This is a genomic window from Paenibacillus baekrokdamisoli (genome assembly GCF_003945345.1).
Taxonomy (GTDB): Bacteria; Bacillota; Bacilli; order Paenibacillales; family Paenibacillaceae; genus Paenibacillus_Z; species Paenibacillus_Z baekrokdamisoli.
Genome location: NZ_AP019308.1, coordinates 1,637,555 through 1,657,057, shown reverse-complemented (window position 1 = coordinate 1,657,057; position 19,503 = coordinate 1,637,555). Strand labels below are relative to the sequence as shown.

Annotated in this window: 12 protein-coding genes; 7 read left to right on the top strand and 5 right to left on the bottom strand. The window is 42.6% G+C overall.

Annotated elements, in window-relative coordinates:
- Nucleotides 1-1,113 carry a GerAB/ArcD/ProY family transporter gene (locus EKN16_RS07260; RefSeq protein ID WP_125654997.1) on the top strand — a complete coding sequence of 371 codons (1,113 nt, stop codon included), beginning with the start codon at nucleotides 1-3 and terminating at the stop codon, nucleotides 1,111-1,113.
- Nucleotides 1,114-1,242: 129 nt separating this feature from the next.
- Here the strand turns inward: EKN16_RS07260 and EKN16_RS07255 are convergent, their stop codons facing one another.
- Together EKN16_RS07255 and EKN16_RS07250 are read right to left on the bottom strand one after the other, a co-directional pair.
- Nucleotides 1,243-2,802, bottom strand: a complete 1,560-nt coding sequence (locus EKN16_RS07255; RefSeq protein ID WP_125654995.1) for an SAM-dependent methyltransferase — start codon at nucleotides 2,800-2,802, stop codon at nucleotides 1,243-1,245.
- Nucleotides 2,803-3,208: 406 nt separating this feature from the next.
- Nucleotides 3,209-3,832, bottom strand: coding sequence for a hypothetical protein (locus EKN16_RS07250; protein ID WP_125654993.1), 624 nt, complete (start codon nucleotides 3,830-3,832; stop codon nucleotides 3,209-3,211).
- Nucleotides 3,833-4,058: 226 nt separating this feature from the next.
- On the opposite strand from EKN16_RS07250, the gene EKN16_RS07245 reads away from it, so the two are divergent.
- The 3 genes from EKN16_RS07245 (at nucleotide 4,059) to EKN16_RS07235 (ending at nucleotide 6,906) form a co-directional block, all read left to right on the top strand.
- Nucleotides 4,059-4,388: an ArsR/SmtB family transcription factor gene (locus EKN16_RS07245; protein WP_125665989.1), complete on the top strand. Its 330-nt coding sequence runs from the start codon at nucleotides 4,059-4,061 to the stop codon at nucleotides 4,386-4,388.
- Between the two features lie 148 nt (nucleotides 4,389-4,536).
- Nucleotides 4,537-6,276, top strand: a complete 1,740-nt coding sequence (locus tag EKN16_RS07240) for a SulP family inorganic anion transporter (RefSeq protein WP_125654991.1) — start codon at nucleotides 4,537-4,539, stop codon at nucleotides 6,274-6,276.
- 309 nt (nucleotides 6,277-6,585) lie between these two features.
- Nucleotides 6,586-6,906 (top strand): hypothetical protein, encoded by a 321-nt coding sequence (locus tag EKN16_RS07235; RefSeq protein ID WP_125654989.1) that lies wholly within the window; start codon nucleotides 6,586-6,588, stop codon nucleotides 6,904-6,906.
- 181 nt (nucleotides 6,907-7,087) lie between these two features.
- Here EKN16_RS07235 and EKN16_RS07230 read toward each other — a convergent pair whose 3' ends face one another.
- Nucleotides 7,088-7,726 (bottom strand): pentapeptide repeat-containing protein, encoded by a 639-nt coding sequence (locus EKN16_RS07230; RefSeq protein WP_125654987.1) that lies wholly within the window; start codon nucleotides 7,724-7,726, stop codon nucleotides 7,088-7,090.
- A gap of 152 nt (nucleotides 7,727-7,878) precedes the next feature.
- Nucleotides 7,879-8,142, bottom strand: a complete 264-nt coding sequence (locus EKN16_RS07225; RefSeq protein WP_125654985.1) for a zinc ribbon domain-containing protein — start codon at nucleotides 8,140-8,142, stop codon at nucleotides 7,879-7,881.
- Between the two features lie 485 nt (nucleotides 8,143-8,627).
- Here EKN16_RS07225 and EKN16_RS07220 point away from each other — a divergent pair, with 485 nt between their 5' ends.
- The 3 genes from EKN16_RS07220 to EKN16_RS07210 all read left to right on the top strand — a co-directional run bounded on the left by EKN16_RS07220 (nucleotide 8,628) and on the right by EKN16_RS07210 (nucleotide 14,011).
- Complete coding sequence (locus tag EKN16_RS07220; protein WP_232016275.1) at nucleotides 8,628-9,251, top strand: acetylglutamate kinase; 624 nt, start codon at nucleotides 8,628-8,630, stop codon at nucleotides 9,249-9,251.
- A 651-nt stretch (nucleotides 9,252-9,902) separates the two neighbouring features.
- Nucleotides 9,903-11,675 carry a DUF4091 domain-containing protein gene (locus EKN16_RS07215; protein ID WP_164522709.1) on the top strand — a complete coding sequence of 591 codons (1,773 nt, stop codon included), beginning with the start codon at nucleotides 9,903-9,905 and terminating at the stop codon, nucleotides 11,673-11,675.
- Nucleotides 11,676-11,854: 179 nt separating this feature from the next.
- Nucleotides 11,855-14,011 carry a helix-turn-helix domain-containing protein gene (locus tag EKN16_RS07210; protein ID WP_125654981.1) on the top strand — a complete coding sequence of 719 codons (2,157 nt, stop codon included), beginning with the start codon at nucleotides 11,855-11,857 and terminating at the stop codon, nucleotides 14,009-14,011.
- An 84-nt stretch (nucleotides 14,012-14,095) separates the two neighbouring features.
- Here EKN16_RS07210 and hepB read toward each other — a convergent pair whose 3' ends face one another.
- On the bottom strand, nucleotides 14,096-19,330 hold the full coding sequence (gene hepB, locus EKN16_RS07205) for a heparin/heparin-sulfate lyase HepB (protein ID WP_125654979.1): 5,235 nt from the start codon (nucleotides 19,328-19,330) through the stop codon (nucleotides 14,096-14,098).
- Nucleotides 19,331-19,503 lie beyond the last annotated feature (173 nt).

Here is a 19,503-nt window from a genome sequence, read left to right as displayed (position 1 = left end):
ATGAGTAAGCAAGAACGAGTTAGCTCTATCCAGATGAGCATGCTGTTCCTCTTCTTTGTCACCGGCTCTTCAATCGTAATCATTCCTGCGCCCCTGACAAACGTTGCCGGCAATGGAGCATGGATTTCTCTTCTGATCGCCGTGGCAATGGGGATGGTCCTACTGGCTGGCATTCTTTATTTATATCGACAATTTCCGAGCAAGTCACTTATCGAATACAGTCGCTTTACGCTTGGGAACGGATTGACCATTCTTCTGCTCATTCCGTTCACGTGCGTGATGTTCTGGAATGTAGCCGGTATTGTGATTGAAATTGGACTCTTCTTTAAGAGCACAATGCTAAAAGAAACGCCTACCTATGCTGTGAACTCTCTGTTTTTCGTAACGATAGCTTTGACCGTACTTGCTGGAATTGAGGTTATAGCCCGAATGACCGCCGTCTTCCTGACTCTGATGTTTGGATTCATCATCATAGTTTTGGTGCTTGTTGGGACCTTATATCATCCGGAATACCTCCTTCCTGTCTTGCCGGATGGGATCAGACCAATCCTTAACGCCGCTTATATCGCTTATGGATTCCCCTATTCCGAACTCGTGGTTTTTGCCATAATATTGCCGCTCGTACGGAATGAAGACACCTCTAAGGTAGGGAAGCATCTTTTTGTCGCGCTCATTGTTAACGCAATGACTCTGCTTGCTTCGATTATTTGCAGCATTATGGTATTGGGGCCTCTATCCGGAGACCTCAAATATTCGTTATACCAGCTTGCCCGATTAATCTTTGTTCAGGATATCATCGAAAGGATAGAATCCGTAATTGGATTCTCGCTCATTGTGGGCTTTTATTTCAAAGCCTCCATCCTGCTGCTTATTCTAATACGCGTTTTAGCGCAGATGCTGAGATTGGAGAATGAACGTCTTCTGGTCTTTCCTGCTGCTTTTATCTGCCTACTGTTGTCGCTCACTACCTATACCAAAGAAGCGGAACTTGAAGAAATAGTGAATATAATATGGCCTTTACTCAATAATATCGCCTATGTTCTTCCTTTGCTTTTGATCTTCGGAGTCACTTTATTTCGAAGCCGCAACAGTCGGAACAAAAATCAAGATTAAGACAGTTTCATCATCTTAGCTCCTCTACACGCAGCAAATCTTTCATAAACAAAAAAACCGCGCTGAGCGCGGACCTTAATGTATGAATATTCATGCATATCCCCTACACTAGCATGCTATAGGCTGACACTACTCCCCTTCACTCAAAGCTTTCAGCAGAGCCAAAGCTTCTTCATGCTCAGGTTCCTGAACCAGCGCCTCGCGTAGGTATTCCAGTGCCGCTTCTTCCAGTCCAAGCTCATAGCTGCATATAGCCAGACAATATAAGACAGTCGGCACAGACTCGTCTTCATCAGCATGTACGGATGTTTCCAGGAACAGCTTCGCATCCTCATACATGTCCATCTCGAATAGCAGAAGCCCGGCGTCCAGCGCTAAATCATAGCGCTGCTCCATCGCATAGTACGATGACCACATGATGTGTATGCCTCTTTGGATATCCAGCATTTCTTCATCGCTCGCCTCTGACAGCATGCTCGAGATACGTTTCGCACTCTGGATGAAAAACTCCGCATCATACCCGCCCAAACGCCAAAAGGCCAAAATTTGCTGCAGTCCCATCGTATCGAATTGCCGGTCTACCCATTCTTTCATACTAAAGAAATCATCCGGTCCAAAACGTTCGATAAATCGCCGGTAAGCAAGCCGGGTATTGGCATAGCTCAATGGCGTTTCCAGCATGAATATACAGCCGACATTTATACTTTTATAATGATGCGTGGTGAAGAGTGACTGTGCACCTCTTTGCTCAAACACATGTTGAATCGCATGATAGTTGGCCGTTAATGAGAAGCTGCCGTGATGAATTAACTGGGGAGGCTCCGCAAACTTCCAGTTCTCCAGCCTGTGGTCGCCTTTATCCGCTGTGATCAGCAGGAAACCTGCCTGTGACAGCTGATTTAGCCGCTCCAGACATGTCAATCCGGCCACCGGAAACAGGATATGAGAATCCTCAAGCTCCTGCAGATAAAGCACGATCACATCGTGATACGGGTATGTTTCTTCTTCGTATTCTGGCGCCTGGCGATGCTCGTAATTCAGTGTCATTTTTTCCAGTGCTTCTGACGGCTGAAGTAGATTGGAATTCTCGGAAAACTCGATTATAACATCGCATTCAAAAATCTTACCATCACCCACATAGATCAATTCTTGCGGAATACTGTCAAAAAAATAATTAGCGACAATCAGCAGCGGCTGCTTCAGATCACCCGGACGGATGGTTGTATGGGAGATAACCAAATTTAGCTCCGTGTCATGCACGGCATCAAACACTGCGAAATCCAGCAGTCCCTGCCGAATAAAAGATTTAAGAGCAGGATGATTTTGCCAACCGGAAACATTTTTTAACGCCAAATCGGTCATAACATAGCGGAAAGGGGGCAGTACAATACCCGCAAAATCTCTCAGCTCACATAGTTTATGCAATACATGAAATGCGAGGCGCCCCGCACCCGCTCCCAGCTCCAGGATCGTAACAGGTTCAGAAATCTCTCCCCTTTCGGACCGGTCTTGAAGAAATCCAAAAATCATTTCCGCGTAGGCTGTGGCAATCATGGGATTGCTCGTAATATACTGTGGAACCTGATCATTATTCCAAGCCTTCATTCCTTGTTCTTCATAATAAGTCCGCTGCAAATCCCAGATGGGTGCTTCGCTGAAGCGGAATCTCTGTTGTCTATTTTCTGCCATTCACTATAAACCTGCTTTCTGTCTATCATTTGGGACAATCTGTTAACAGGCTAAGGAAGTATACTTCAAACACCAGCCAACAAATGAATGTCTCTTGAATCCTACCATATAAGTTGCATGTACCAAAACCTGTAGCTACTTTCAACATTAAAATCTCGATGCAAGGAAGCATTTCTCAATTAAATGCGCCGGTTTCGCAAAAGAAGTTAGAGGAGTTAGCAGCCCAAGAAATAAAGAAACAAATTTTGAGGTGAACGTACGGCTTCATAATGGAGGAATTTCGAAGATGAAGAAACGCTAATGGCTTGACCCTGCCCCGGATGAATCAAAGTCAGAGTTGGAGTAAAAAAGCTGTAAAAAAAGGCGGCAGCCTACTTTGCGAAAAATCCGAATAACTGCGAGTAAGTTATGCCTTGTTATAATCCTGCAGTTCTTTTTGGAAACGATGAAAAGGGCTTGATAAAATTTTGATGTTTCTTTGTATTTTGATTTTCTTTTTTGGATCATGCTCGTAATTATCCAATTGGTCAATGTTTTTATCTATTTTCTCCCGAAGTGTTAGGATGAATCCGATCGCAATATGTGATCTTGCTAACACCTGAAGATCTGCTGCTAGAGCTTCACTAAGTTTCCGAAGGTCCTGAAGGTGTAACGACTTTTCCGCGAAAAAAAACTCTGGAGTGAAATCCTCGCGATAACTTTGTCCAGGTACTTGATCCCAAAATTCATTCCATTCCTTTAAGAGTCCTGTTTCATACAATAGATATTTAAGAAACCCGCATAACCATGCCGTACAGCTTGTATTACGTTGTTGACAGCCAATTCCGTTAGCAAGATGCCGACACCCATTACAGCAGGAGCCTCCATTAGCGATACATACTTTGCAAATATGACTGGATCCAACCGCATCCAGAGCATTAACACCAATCGAAATGACTGTTTGCCTGCTCACTTTATTTATTGGTAAAGTCGATTCGTAATAGGAATGCGAATCTTGATGTGATTGATCATTAACTGTATAGTCGGGCATTTCGCATCCACTCCTTAAATCAATAACATTATAAAATCAAATAATCAGATATTTGAATACCAGGGTATTATACAGCAGTAACAACCAAATGACAAATGATGCTCTGGCTTTTTGTTGCTCTGGCTTTTTGTTGCTCTGGCTTTTACCTTTTGCCATGATGGTTGGCTTGAAGTTGTGCTATTATATTCATATATTCAAAAGTTTGTCCATTAAGGGAGCATACGCCATGAATCAAAATATTCAACAGTTTAAGGCCGATTTCTTTAAAGCGTTAGCTCACCCGATGAGAATTCGAATTCTTGAGGTTCTAAGCGAAGGAGATAAAAACGTAAACGAATTACAAAGTATTTTGGGGTCGGAAGGTTCTGCCGTTTCTCAGCAATTGTCGGTATTACGAAATAAAAATGTGGTTACTGGCTTAAAAGATGGTACATCGGTCATTTATTCGTTACGGGATCCGCTAATTAAGGAGTTACTAGCTGTCACGAAACAGATATTTGATAATCATCTCGTTGATGCCATTTCATTACTTGAGGTCATCAGAAATGAGTCATAAACCAAGGAAAAGGAATCCGGAGCAATAACAAGGATTTCTTTTTTCTCTTTACAAGATGCCTTGATTTAACGATTGACAACGGTAGTTCGCAGGAGTAACATTTCATATATATTCAAATAATCAAATATATGAAAAGAAGGTAAGACATATGAAATGGACTGGAAGATTTGATGGATACCACGCGGCCGCATTTCGCAAGGATCTCATTTCAGGCCTCATTGTAGGCATTATCGCCATTCCATTAGGAATGGCGTTTGCTATTGCTGCCGGGGTCAAACCCGAATATGGTATTTATACAACCATCGTTGCCGGTATTTTAATTTCATTGTTCGGGGGCTCTAAATTTCAAATTGGGGGTCCAACCGGCGCTTTTATTCCGATCCTCTTCGCGATAGTCTTTCAATATGGATACGAAAATTTATTGATTTCAGGATTTCTGGCCGGAATCATTCTTGTTCTAATGGGGGTATTTAAACTTGGTGCGCTTATTAAGTTTATCCCTCGTCCTGTAACCATCGGATTTACCGCTGGAATTGCCGTGATTATCTTCAGCGGACAAATTGCCAACTTTTTAGGACTGAGCGGTATTAAAAAACACGAGAATTTTCTGCCCAATATGCAGGAAATTATGAAGCATCTGACATTCACGAATATCTACAGTGTCATAACAGCTGGGATATGTCTGGTCGTCATCCTCCTTACGCCGAGGTTTCTACCGAAGGTACCAGGTTCCTTAGTGGGGCTTGTCATATCAAGTGTGGTTGCAGGCGTGTTCTTTAAAGGAGATGTAGCGACGATTGGTTCGTCATTCGGAGCCATACCAAGTGCATTACCCCATTTTCATTTTCCGGAAATAACCTGGGATCGAATTGAAACACTGATTCGCCCTGCTTTTATAATTGCTATGTTAGGCAGTATAGAATCCTTGTTATCGGCGGTTGTTGCCGATGGCATGACAGGCGGTCGTCATAACAGTAATCGCGAACTAATTGGTCAAGGCATCGCCAATATGGTAACCCCTCTCTTTGGAGGCATTCCAGCGACGGGAGCCATCGCACGGACAGCAACCAACATTAAAACCGGTGCCTTCTCACCTCTGTCTGGCATCATACATGGAATTATTGTTTTTCTGGTGCTCATTTTGTTTGCTCCTTACGCATCTAAGATCCCACTTGCAAGCATGGCTCCCATCCTGATGCTGGTTGCTTGGAATATGAGTGAACGGAAAGAATTCGCTCACCTCCTGAAAACCAAAACGAGTGACTCCGTTGTACTTCTCATTACCTTTTTGCTAACCGTATTTACGAATCTAACGACTGCAGTAGAAATCGGATTAATCTTGTCCGTTATTTTGTTTGTGAAACGAATGAGTGATATGTTGATGGTAGCCAAAGTGCTACCCGATCCAACTGCTAAACATGAAAAAGTGAAAGCACACATGGTTACTGAAGGCCATGATTGTCCTCAAATCGGTATATATACCATTGAAGGTCCCCTCTTTTTTGGTGCCGCGAACATGTTTGAGAAGTCTATCATGGATACGATTCATCTAAGGCCTAAAGTTTTACTTCTGCGCATGGGAAAAGTGCCATTTTTGGATACAACAGGCGATTCTAATCTTGCTAGCTTGGTGAAGCACTTCGAGAAGCTTGGCGGAATGGTTCTTATATCGGGAATTCAACCACAACCTTTAGAAGTATTGAAGAAAACGGGTTTGTATACGCTAATTGGGGCAGAACACTTCTTTGAGCATACGGGTGAGGCGATTAACTTCGCTCTATTTCAATTGGATTTTAATAAATGTCTGGGTTGTACACATTTCGCTTTCCGTGAATGTACCGCATTATCGAATAGAGAGAGTCAGATTAAAATTAATAATTCGAACTAGCGATTAAGCATATCACTGCTGCTTACCATAGTGGTAAAAAGAACCTCAACGAGAGGCTCTCGAGAAGTAGCGTAAAGTGATTACATTATCATAATAAAAAATGCCCTAGAGTTTAAAAGCTCTAGGGCATTTTTCTTAATCAATTTTGAAACTCTAAGAAGACTTTGTGCAGATAACGCTCTCTACTGTTATAAATTCCATCTCCTGTATGGCAAATAAACTTATAAGTAAACTCGTATAACTTAAGATTGTTGAAGTTTTTCTAAGACTGCAGCAATTGCCTTCGCACCTTCTGCCCGGCTGACAGAAATGGCAGAGGCGTATTACCTCTCCGATCGGACGGATAAAACCGCTGGCAGAACTAAATATTTAACCTATTCCGAGCGCGTGGCCACATGGTTCATCGGTAACAATAATGCTTTAGCGGATATGTACGATGCCAAGAGCGGTACAGGAGTGTATAAAGCACAGGGTACGGTCTTTGACGTTATTACCATTAATGGCGGAATACCAGTAAGAAACAATGATGCGGAGGGTGAATCATCCGCCGAAGGCTTATGGGCCATGATTCAAATCAAGAAAGCCATAGCTCAATATGGTCTGACTCCCAGCTTCTCATTCGATTATTAAGCGGTCGTCATATTTTCATTTTTTCCATCGCGAACGAAAGCTTATGACATCAGAAGCTTTCGCTTTTCTTTGAGAGAAATAGGGATACACAGAATTTACGCTCCACTCGCCTCTTGTTTAGCGATCTTGAGATCGCCGTAACGATAGGTATACTGGAACATAATGTGCTCCTAATAAATAACTATTTTATAACTAAACCTAAAAGCCCCACAAAAGACGATGCCTGACTCGCTGAGATGATACAACCAGGTAAATCTTCTATATCCACATTTAATCCATCAAATTCGCAGTCGCTTAGATCGATCTCCTTTAGCTTTGCCCCCGACAACAATGCCTGATCAATCTTGCAGCTGGTAAAGAAGAATTTTTGTAAGGTAGAATGATAAAAGTCGGAACTAATTAATGAACAGTCCTCAAAAGCAACTTGCTTGAATTTTGCAAATCGAAACACGGAATAATCTCCTAAACAATTTAGAAATCGGACATTTTGGAATCTGCTTCTGGAGAAGTCAGTTCCTATTAGTTTGCAATTTCTGAACTCTACCCGATGAAAGAAGGAACCTGAAAAATTAATATTTGACAAGTCGCATTTATCAAAAATGACGTCTGTAAGTTCACTCTCCGGCAATGACGATTCCATAATGGTTACATTATTAAAGACTACTTTATCAAATGAAACCTTAGCAGCATTCTGATTGTCAATTGTAATATCGTCAACAGACCCAATAGTGAATTCATCTTTTGATTGCAACGAGTACACTTGTTGTGATAATACGGGCAAGTTTAAAGGGATTTTCGGTAACTCAATCTTACTTTTCATGTATACCTCCATTATTTTAAGAGTTTAGAATATTCCCGGATCTACCACATGTAAACCTCGGGACGGGCTACTATCGGGAATCTGGATGGTTTGAATAGGATACAAAAAAGACCGTTTAGCTTCCGTAAAGGAGCAAAGCGGTCTCACTACCTTTACTTAGACCATCGTTCAAGTTTGTGAATATTTCTAGTAAAGAAGCCTGTGAGAAACTTCGGAAAGCCGAATTCGATCAATTTTTGCTTAACCTTATCTTTCATTTGTTCTAGTGTCATGTTGGGTAATGTAAATTCACCATTCTGATAACAGTGGCTGCAATATTTTTTGCTTTTATGACCGTTTTTTTCTGTACCTCCCCGTTGTTCATCACGGGATAGCGGCATGCCACAGCTCTGACAATTCTTAAATTCTTTTTCCATATTGTTTAGCTCCGTTCTATGTATATGATTTTTATTTCCCCGCCAACAACACTCCATACAGCACATACTCTCGGAAAAACCGCGAGTTTGATAAAAACTGTTATAGTCCGCTGAAAACTTCATTTACTGGGTTTCTCGAGTCCTATTCTGTTACCTTCAGGTCATTTAGCTCAATTTTACATTATTTCACCAGTTTATGGAGCATGTATTCTTGCTAAAGAAGTTTTTTTAATCGTTTTTTTGTCGAATAGATGAGTTCAGACTTCTGAAGGAGTATCTGAACGATAGCGGTGGCGAAGACCATACGCGAACCCATATTATTTACTGCCTTACGGGTTTTCTCTTTTTAGATCGATTTATCGAACAGTCATACATAAAAAGAAGCAGCTTTCGCAACTGCTCCTATTCAACCGCCATATCCAGTTCCCTCACCAATAGTTGCACGAAAGAAGTACCTCGCCTATATACTATTCGTAAATGAAAATATGGAGCGTGAAGACCAATATATGTACAGATATGCCCCACACTATTATCATTACTACTTCAGACAAAGCAACCCCAATTGGACACCTTCAAAAGTTGATTTAAATCAAAAATTGCGTACTCTGTGGGAACAGCACATTTACTGGACTAGATTAACGATTAATAGTATCGTAAGCCGCCTTCCGGACGAAAAAGAAACGACAGCAAGACTTCTCCGAAATCCCTCAGATTTCGCAGCACTGCTTGAACCCTTATACGGATCGGGCATTGCGACCATGTTTGCCAATTTGTTCAGGGAACATTTGACGATCGCAGCCGAGCTCGTCAAGGCGTTGCAATCTGGGAATACCGCGGCAGCTAGTGATGCACAGAAGCGCTGGTATGCTAATGCTGATGCAATAGCTAATTTCTTGAGCCGAATTAACCCATATTGGTCAAAAGAGGATTGGAGAAATATGCTTTATGAGCATCTGAGGCTTACTGGCATCGAAGCCACCTCCCGTCTATCTGGGAACTATATAGAGAATATTGCAATAAATGATCAGATTGAACCACAGGCGCTCAAGATGGCCGATGTGATGACGCATGGAATTGTCCAACAGTTTCCATCTGCTTTTACTGCGTAGTGATTGGTTAATGTATGTTTGAAGCAAACGAGACTAGTCATTAATGGGTTCATATCGGCAATCGGATCATTTTCTAGACATGATGAAATGACAAGAAAATGATCCGAAAAAATAAAAAATCCGCTGTTTAGGCGGAAATAATCGGGCTATTATCACGGTCAAAAAAGTAGTGGATATCATCTCCATAATTAAAACGCCTAACAGCAACTATGTTATAATATTCGTAATAATTCCTTAAACTGTTCTATCTTGGAGAGATTTCTGATGCAATCGAAACTCGGTAAACCCGTGGGCATGTAGCTGACGAAGCAGCAGGTGTGTTCACGGCAGATATTCGATTGGACGAGCGGCGGTACACCTACTGGCTCTCTGTCGGAGACGGCAATGGAGAATCGCGCAGCTTATTCAAGAAAGAGCGTAGAACTGATGAGTACGACGCTTTATCACATACAAACTAACTGTTCTTACATATTTCAATGGGTTTACTAAATCCAACCTCCTATTTCCGAATTTAATTCGAGAGAAGGAGGTTTTTTTAAGCCTTGTTTAACGAATTCTTAACAATGAGTGAAACAGTTAAAAATATGATGATATCAACATACTCCTATTAATGTTTTAATAGAAATGATAATTTAAATGAAGGAGAAATACATGATTAATCAACAAGTTCAAGTATGGGCTGTAAACGATGGAGAAAAAATTCAACGCGATGATTTTACTAATCTGAACCGGCATTCAAACAGTGTTTGGGACGGCTATCGTGTCAAGCTTTTCGGAGCACGAAACGAAGTTGTCGCTTTTCAAATTATTGTACAAACAGGCGATCGAGCCATTGAGGATTTAACTGTTGAGATGTCGGATTTAACGCATATTTTGAATGAAGGGCTGTCCATACGCAATCAACCGGCTCATCCCGAGGACCCCAATGATTACATTGGCCGCAGAATTGAAGTATTCACTGAACACTACCTATTTGTCCCGCCGGAGCTCAGTACTCCACCGCAATGGTTCTATGCAGCAAGCGCTCCTCCCCTGCAACAATCAGGTTGGATTCCTGATGCACTAATCCCCCATGATGCCAGACAAGGCTTCGGCGGGCAACCGGTTCAAGTGCTGGCTAAACAAAATCAAGGCTTCTGGATCGACATTTATATCCCAGATGAAAATGCGCTCGAATTTGGAATTTATTCAGGTGCTATTACGGTGCGTTGGAATAGTGGTTTAGAAGAGCGAGTTATTCCCGTGGAATTGGATTTATTCGACTTCGCGTTGCCCCATGAAAATCATACTAAGACGATGGTATATGCAAGTGACTTTAGCTCTTATTTCCCTGCATTAGACAACTCCAATGATGCCCTGCGCAAGATGGCTCATAGACATCGTTTCGATCTGGTGGGCGCTAATGTTCACAATCAGTCTTACGATGCTGATGCATTGGAGAATTACAAAATGTATTTGGATGGTTCCTTCTTTCAGCCAGAGAACGGCTATGAGGGTCCGGGACAAGGTGTTGGTGAGCAAATATTCCCTATTGGGATGTATGGTTCTTCTGTTCTGGGTGATTCCCCTTCCTCCATGCAAGATGAAGCTGATAAGTGGGTGGGTTGGTTCCAACAGCTTCAAGTGCAGACGGGTTGGCAGGGCAACTACTTCCTCTATTTGATTGATGAACCCCGTCCAGACAAATTCGATTGGATTAGAGAGAAAAGTGAAGCAATCAAAGGCTCAGCTGGCCCTGGGCATAAGCTGCCTATCATGGCTACACGCACTTATGCGGAGGAAATTGACGATTGTATTGATATCTGGTGTACCTCACACCTTCTTCCCGCAGAGAAGGCAGCAGCGGATGAGAATGGTCAGCCTATCTGGTTCTACAACGGATACAGACCTTCTCATGGCTCTGTTATTCTAGAAGGAGAAGCAGTCGACCTGAGGGTGAATAGCTGGGTGAAATGGAAACACAAAATGGACTTATACTTCATTTGGCAAGGGACACACTGGCGTCACAACCATCAAGGCCCTCGCGCTCGTACGAACCAGAATGTGTACGGTTATCCCGTCACATTCATGTATGTAAATGACAATCCGGAAGACGAATTTTACGGAGAATCAGGGATTCATTGGGGCAACGGTGACGGCATTTTATTCTATCCAGGTCATGATCCCTACTACCGTGAACAGGATCGCGGCGTTCAGGCTCCCATCAGTTCAATTCGGATGAAGAACTTACGCAGAGGAATTCAAGATTATGAATATATGTGGCTAGCAGCCTCAAAAGGAAAACATGAACAAGTAGATCATCTCGTTAGTGCTGCTCTACCAAAAGTGTTGCATGAAACGGATCGCACTCACCCCATAGTCTGGTCTCCACATGGAAACGATTGGGATGCGTATAGAAAAAAATTGATTGATCTAATTGTTTGATCTCATAACCGCCTTTATCTATTGTTCAATGGATAATTCTAGATATTCTGTATATGATAATGATCGCTTGATGAAAGAATACACAGGGCAGGTGAAGAAATATCTCAAAAAATAAGTCTCCTCAAATAATATTATCCAAATTCAAGCTCAAGGATAAGACATCCTCATTATTCATTAGATTGTTAGTCAGCTTTCTCTCCATTATTGCGCTATTGGTAGCGTTCATTTTATTTTCCGTTGTCTTCTACAGGGGGAGTGTTAAAGATGAGATTATTAAATACAATACACTCGGCTTGCAAAAAACAACTGAAAATTATGAAAACCTAATTGCCATGATTCATAGCTCGGTTCTAACCTTTTCTTTAGAGCTGCCAGAGGTGCAAGGGCAATCCATTGATTATCTGAAAGCAATATCTACGATGCAGAAGCTCAATCTTTTTTTATCCAATCAGCTATTATACTTGGATAATGTATTTCTAATGTATAAAGACAGCGGGTTTGCTCTTGAAAAAAGCCGCGGGGCTGATATGGACATCATGTTCAAACGCTATTACAATAGTCCGGATTACAGCGCCTCATTCTGGAACGATCAATATGCAAAACCTTACAAGTTTCAGGTTCTTCCGTCCTCCTTGTTTGCTGAGCAAGATTCCGGAAACCGAACGGGTGAACGGATGTTGCTTCCAATTGTGGTGAAGAATGATCAGCTTCCGGATTTTTATTTAATAGCTATGGCCGATGCTGACATGATTTTCTCAAAACTGCACCAGTCCATTAATGACAGCTTTTATATTTTGAATGAACAACATCAGCAATTATATACTTCTTCAAGGTCAGAGAAAGTCTCTTTACCCAAGTTTACCGATGAATCAGGTTATGTGCTTAAGGATAGCACCTACTACTTCTATATAAGAGGCGCGAGTGGTTTAACTTATACTCATGTGGTTCCAGACACAACGATCTCGAGTCAGGTTCGCTGGAATTTCTCGTTCGTGTTATTGCTGATCCTTACCATTGCCATTAGCGTGATCGCATCCTTCCTGCTTAGCGTTCGAATTAATACTCCCGTCAAGCGGATTATCGATGCTATTCAGAAGTGGAATACTCCTCTGCCTTGGATGAGCGGCATCAAGGAATTCAATATTATTCATGACAAAATAAGTGATATATTGAAAACAAGCCGAGATATTAATCAGGACATGTCTGAGAAGGAATCTCTGCTGCGTTATTACGCATATTCCAACGTGTTAAAGAAGATTCATCAGCAAAATGTCGGCAGCACCACTTGGATTCCTACGGATCGCCCATTTGTTTTGCTGTTGTTCCAGGTGAATTACAAGTCTAAGCTTCATCAATTAGAGGTACATGAGGAGCGTGCAACTTCTTTCATCAGAGAATATGTCAATCGCATTATTTCCGAGACCTACTCGGATTCCCTGACCTTCCAGATGGAGAATGATCAAATTCTCTCGATTGTATTTACGGAGATGACTGATCCAAATATCCCAATCACGCTTGAACAAATCCATCATGTGCTGGAAGCAGAGAGAGAATATTGTTTCCTTACGATCACCTCTTCAGGTGGTACAGAGGATTGGAATGAAGCTTATCAGACTGGCCTCGACCAGCTTACAATGCGGAAATTCAATGATGAGACTCAGATTATTGTAGATAAAGAGCAGCAAGACGAGGATATTCACTTGTCACACGCGCAAGAAGAAGAACTGGATGCGAATCTATACAGCGGAAATGAAACGGACGTGCTCCAGCTGGTAAGACGGGTGCTAGGGAGGATGAAAAAGCGCAATGAAAGCGCGCAGAGTGTCCTTCAATTCGCGGAATCCATGGTGTATCGAACACAGAAAATTCTTCAACAGCGCAATATCGACCACACTTCCATACGCCATACGCTCACTGAATTGCAGAACTGTCACACCTATGAGCAGTTAGACATCATAATGACCACCATGATTCATAGCTCCGCTCTTCTCGTAAACGGGCTAAGAGATAAACGAGACCACATTATTCACTTTGTTTATGAATATCTCGAAGAGAACTATGACAAGGATATAACATTGGATGCTTTGGCTAATAAGCTGAATATCTCTCGCAGTTACTTATCTACCTATTTCAAAGAAAAAACAGGCGATTACTTTGTAGATTATGTAAATTTAGTCCGAATCAATAAAGCCAAGGTTTTGCTGCTTCAGCCAGACATTCGTATTCAAGATGCTGCGCAGTCCGCAGGCTACCAGAATATTAATTCTTTCAATCGTATGTTTAAGAAGCTCACAGGCTTTACCCCTAGCGAATTCCGTAAAAATGAGCTGCAATAAGAAGCATTCATAACAATATTACAAAAGCCCGTACGGTCTATCTTGACGTGTACGGGCTTTTGCTATTCATGTATTCGTAGTTAATTAGTGAAGTTTATTCCAAATTCTTAGTAATATCACAGCAGATTCAGCTCTTGTTGTTAATCTATAAGGAAGAAACTGTTTACCTGCCGTTCCCTTTAGAAGTCCATGTTCATAGAGAGCCTCTACATAAGACTTTGCCCAGTTTGGTATCTGGTTATGGTCAGAAATCGCCTGTTGTGTTGTGCCCTTCTCCAATTTCATTGCTCTTGAGATCATGACCGCCATTTCTAATCGGTTTATACTCTCTTGTGGACGTAATGTCCCATCCGAGTATCCTTTGATTATTCCCAAAGCTGCTGCTGTACGGATAGCTGATTGACCCCACTCTGGTATACTGCTGCTGTCAGTAAATGAAGATACAGCTGATTCTTTTGCTGTAGATATTTGAAGGGTCTTCAGCAGCATGACAATAAATTCTGTCCGTGTTACCTGACCGTCGGGAACAAATTTATTTACAGATATTCCTTCGACAATTCCAAGCTCAGCTGCTTTACATATATCAAGCTGTGCCCAGTGATTCTCGATATCCTTAATAGAACATGCCACGGTCGGAATTGAAGGGTCTTTAACCGCAATGCGTTTAATGGTTACCGTATATGTCTTAATGGTACCATCCTCAGCTTTAACGGAAACGATCAACTTATTGTCTCCGATTAGCAACTGCACTCTTTTTACAGATAAAATAGTTTCATCCTTCAGCTTTATAACCGCTTTCGAATCTCTAGAGGCTAGTTGGAGTTCTATCCATTCGGCATCGGTCTCACCTGTATATTGAACAATGTCCGGTGAAAACGCAGGAGATAAAATAAGCGTCTTCCCTTCGGCAACAAGGTTCATTTTGGATAGAGTTGAATCTTTACTTGGCAAAACGCCTGATGTAGTATCCGTCGGTATACTTGCCATGCGAGTTACCTTTATGGTATAGGTATTCCTCGTGTTGTCCTTCGCCGTTACAACCACGGTAATGGTATTCACCCCTACACTAAGTGAGATAGGTTGGCTCGCCTGACCGCTCACAACTGCTGTACCGTTTACTTTTACTCTTGCCGTGTTATCCGCCAATTTTGGTGTGACCGATAGGCTTGTAACATCGTTCGCAACAGTTTGTGTGTAGCTCTTCGTTCCTGTGGCAAAATCCTCGTTAAGGGCTCCGCTATCGACACTTAAGCCACTTAAGTTCGCATTATTCGATACCGCCGGTTTGTGCAAGACTGCTTCCCATATTGAGTTCCAATTACCTATCCCAACTATCCGAACATACCTTGCTCCGATCGGTGTAAAGAAGATATCCTCCAGGCCTCTCGTGGTTCCGCTGTTATAACCTTGGAACACAGTCGTCCATTGCTTTTGATCATCCGAGACCAACACATCGAAATAATGCTTTTCTCCTTCGTACCAGGAACTACCTAGTCCGGCCACCATGTAGGATGCGCCCAGATCAAATTCGATCCATGCCCCCTTATCTTCACCCGTCCACATCGTTCCCAAATTGCCGTCAATGACCTCTTCGCCCGTGCCTCTAGAAGACCTTACAGCTTCAATCTTGTAATATGGGGTAGCAATGCGCATCTCTTTGAGCGATACTTCACTGCTGCCTCCCAGGTCTGAGCGATATCCGTTCCCAATTAGCTTAACGAATCTAGCAGATACAGGGGCAAAATATGTCGCTTCATAGGTATCATCACTTCCTAAACTCTCCCCAGTATATATGGATGTCCAATCGCTGCCATCTGGTGATGTCAACAGCTGGTATTGATAATAACGATCCTGCCCATTGAGCCAGGCGAGATCGACATGATCGAACTTCCGAGTTTCACCGAGATCATAGACCAAGTAGGCGCCCGGTACACTATCTGTCCATACGGTATTCAGATCGCCATCAGCTGCTCGTAAGGCAACATCTGCGGTCGTACTGGAATCGATCTCGACTACTTTATATTCGGTCATCGGTTGAATCGAAGACACTTTCGCTTTTAGTGAAAATTCATCCCACTTGACCATTGCCCATCTGGCTACAGAGGCCACCTCAAGTGGAATATAAACTTCTCCATTTCTTAGGGTTACCGGTGTTTGTAGGGTTGCGGGTTGACCATTGATGGTGATCGCATTGCTAGAAATGGTCATCACAACCGTTGTTCCTCGGTGACTCATTGTCAAAGTCGATCCTTGCAGATTGGTTGTTAGACCAAGCTCAGCAGCCAGCCGTTCATAAGGAATGATCACCTGACCGTCACTTAAGCCCAGCTCTGAATTAAAAGCGAAGTCATCGCCATTAACTTGCATAACTACGGCATTCTTCTCAGCTTGTACCGGTAATGTTTCAAGCGCTACTGATACGGATAAAGTTCTTGTTGAAGAATGCTGTAAGGTATACGTACCTCCGGTATTAGCAGCAAAATATAACGTACCCTCATCGGGCGTTACTTCATATTCGACTGAAGACGTTTCCCCAGCTTTAGTTACCGTCCAATAGCCAGTAGCTAGGTCAGTCACCAATACACGGACATCCTTGTTCGATACTGGCAGTTCAAAGCTCGCTGTATTGGTTATATCAACACCACTTTTGGAAAAAAGCACAGCCCGATCTTCTATCTTTACACCAACCATCTCATTCGAAACGATCGATTCCGTAGCGAGCGGCTGAGGACCATCCACTGCATCCATCACCTGCATGACATTCAAGAATACATCTGTTTTGGCGTTGGCCTTCGGAGAAACTTCCACACGCCAGGCACCCGCTTCTGTGCTATCCCCGGAATAGTAGGGTTCTTCCGGATAATTGACACCATCGACGAAAAATTCTTTGCCTTTTCCGCCAATCTTGGTGATTTCAGCATTATTGCTAGCCGGCAGTAAGGTGCGATTGACCAATTTGCCATTATAACCTTTCTCTGTGCGTTCAAGGGTGACAGTATCGCCTGATATCTTAGGTTCGTTCTCGCTGTGCAGCAACCAAGTTTTCTTGAAGGTTTCATCAGCAGAAGTTACCTTATCGAATACAACCAACGCAGCGGGATGATCATCATTCTTCAGGTTAAGAAACACAAAAGAACGTTTAAAATCCTCCATCTTGGACGTATAAGCTTTAGTAAGGTCTCCCTTTATATAGCTGTAATCCGGTGTAACTGCATCCGGCCCGAACTGATGTTTGACGACGTCAGCAACTTCATGATTATTTAAGGGATTAAGCAAATCTTTCATCGTAGCAGGTTCTTCATATACAAAGCGCTGACCGCCATCATTCGAACCTGCTGGAAAAGTTTCGTTAGGGTCATAGACTAACATCGTATTATGGGCAATCGTGCGTTTATTGTAATTAAGATCGTGGGAATCAAAGTATCCCCCATTCGCACCTTGATAAATACCCGAATCAATGGCCAAACCGCCCTTGTAATACAGCTGGAATTGTCCAGCATCCATATGCTGATGGTTCGCGAACATGGTGGTGCCAACCTTCATCGTCGCAACGACGGTAGAAGACTGTATACCTCCTGTCCAACTCGTACGAGCAGTCATCTGGCCAGAAGGCTCGGGAAAATATTTGGTGAGCGGAAGCGTTTGTTCATTCCTTGTCTCTAACTGAGGGTCAACAAATAATATAACCCAAAGATCATCCTTGGCTGATTTATTGTAACTATCTTGCCTCAGAAATTCATGCTTCAAATAAGGGTCATTATAGTAGCTGGCAGGCAGCATGTTAGGCATAGGCTCAGACCAATATTCGCCGAGTGGCCTTTCTGATTGAAACGTGTCACCGTTACGCATTAGCTGCCCATCGGGACGACGTGCATAGATCCATTCATATGGGGTCATCTGTTGATCGGAATTAAATACATTACCAGCACCCATCCGCTTAAATATCCATGATGCAAACACATCCCATTGATAACGATAAGGTCCATAGGAATCACCCTGATGCTGAGCATTAGAAGCGTATGCATAATTACGCGGCTCCACAAACTCAGCGAAGAACCGCCCAGCTACTATGTTATATATAGCTGGATTCTCGTCATAAACCGCAATACCAGCACTTAACTGATCACGCATCAGTTCCGCTTCGCTGCCATGGCCAACTACAGCTCCTTGTTCAATCGGAGGAAAGCCCATCTCCATACCTTCGGCTATAGACACAAAGCGCTGAATGAAATGCGATCGCTGTTCCGGGGTCATCAGCGGGTAACACCAGTCATATACAATGGAACCCAATGTAATAACTTGACCCATCGGACGATAATTGTAAAGTGGGAAGACGACTGTGTCCAAATAATTGCTCATCATGCTGACGGCCTGCAGGCCACTTGTTTTGTCTGCTTGCAGTAAGTACAACAAAGCCTTAGCTTGAATCGTCTTCATAGTAACATCGCTCATATTATTCTCTCCTGAACTTGGAGCTGAAAGTACTCCGGTATAGCTTTGTCCAGCAGCATCCAGCATCCTTTCCCAAGCATCCTTTACTTCAGCTTGCGCTAGGTGGCTGCGGATCTCATCTAGATCACTTGCCCTAACGAACAGACGTGGATGTTCGGCTGGCGGCAGCACAGGAGGAGCCGGGTATGGATTTTCAATTGGTGTTGGACCGCTATGTTTTCTTAGCACAAAATCATCCAAATAATAATTACCAGTTTTATTATTTGTCCATGTCCAGATTACAATCTTCTTTGTACCCAGCGGTGCAGTGAATTTTTTAGACCGCAGCTTATAGTCTGTCGATGCAGTTTTGAAATCTGGCATTGAATTTGTCTGGAGTTCCTTATTATTTTCATCACGGCAAGAAACAAAAATTTGACCAATTTGACCGCCATCGACCTTTCCATAGACTTCAAAATAGTAGGTTTCATTCACTATAACACCCTCGGTAATAATCTGTTCAAATCCTGTCTCTCCGGCACTTACCTTTACACTGTGTGTACCACTGTTGGCATTGTTAATGACAACGGAGGAGTTTTTATCCCAAAATCCCCAGCCTGTTTCATCTCCGGATTCAAATCCTGGATTTACCACTAAATTTACCGGTAAGTTGTCATCACTATTGACACCTTTGACGTTTTGTTCGGCTGGCGGCAGCACAGGAGGAGCTGGGACTTCGCCGGATTTCGCGTCGAGTATGGTTTCGGTCGCTAATGAAGCCGCAACCGCTTGAACTTCCTGACTGCCCAATAAACCGTTGGAAATGGAGAAAACCATGAGAAAGGACAAGAGAAGCTGCAAGTTTAACCGCCACTTAAGTTTGATCATTTAACTAACCCCTTTTCAAAAAGTAATAAAAGCTGTTAGACATTAGCCCTTACTTACAACATACGGCTAGATTCAGCTAGAAGAAAAAACGATTGATAAATGGTGATTCTATAAATGTAAGCGCGTACATTTAATCGTGAAAGCCTGCTGCGTTATTCGCAGGCTATCAGAAT